Origin of the sequence: Streptomyces echinoruber, assembly GCF_014651135.1 — a bacterium.
Lineage (GTDB): Bacteria > Actinomycetota > Actinomycetes > Streptomycetales > Streptomycetaceae > Streptomyces > Streptomyces echinoruber.
The window spans coordinates 1-525 of sequence record NZ_BMWH01000108.1 but is presented as its reverse complement, the minus strand read 5'-3'; the positions used below and the strand labels follow the sequence as shown (position 1 = coordinate 525).

The 525-nt window shown below is 67.6% G+C and carries 1 protein-coding gene; it reads right to left on the bottom strand.

The genetic code is table 11. From position 1 onward, the window contains the following. The coding region (locus IE225_RS32780; RefSeq protein ID WP_190061297.1) for a radical SAM protein at positions 1 to 525 on the bottom strand (525 nt) is incomplete at both ends.

Below are 525 nucleotides of genomic sequence, written 5' to 3'. Positions count from 1 at the left end.
GCGCGACCAGTCCTCCCAGTGGGTGTTGTGGTCGACGATGTGTTGCCGCACCTCCCAGTCGAAGATCTCCGCGCCGCCGCCGGTGAGCGACTCCAGCCCGGCGTCGATCAGCTCGTCGAGGATCTCGCCCGCATCCAGCCCGGAGATGGTCTCGAAGTGGTGGATCTCGGTGGCGGTGAACGCCTTCAGCGACACGTGCGGCAGGGCCTTCTTCAGCTCCCGCAGCGAGCGCGGGTAGTAGCGCCAGGGCAGGTTGGGGTGCAGCCCGTTGACGATGTGCAGCTCGGTGAGGTGCTCGCCCTCCATCGCCTTGGCCAGGCGCACGGCCTCCTCGATGCGCATGGTGTAGGCGTCCTTCTCGCCCGGCTTGCGCTGGAAGGAGCAGTAGGCGCAGGAGGCCGTGCACACGTTGGTCATGTTCAGGTGCCGGTTGACGTTGAAGTAGACCACGTCGCCGTTCTGGCGCGTGCGCACCTCGTGGGCCAGGCCGCCCAGCCAGGCCAGGTCGTCCGACTCGTACAGCGC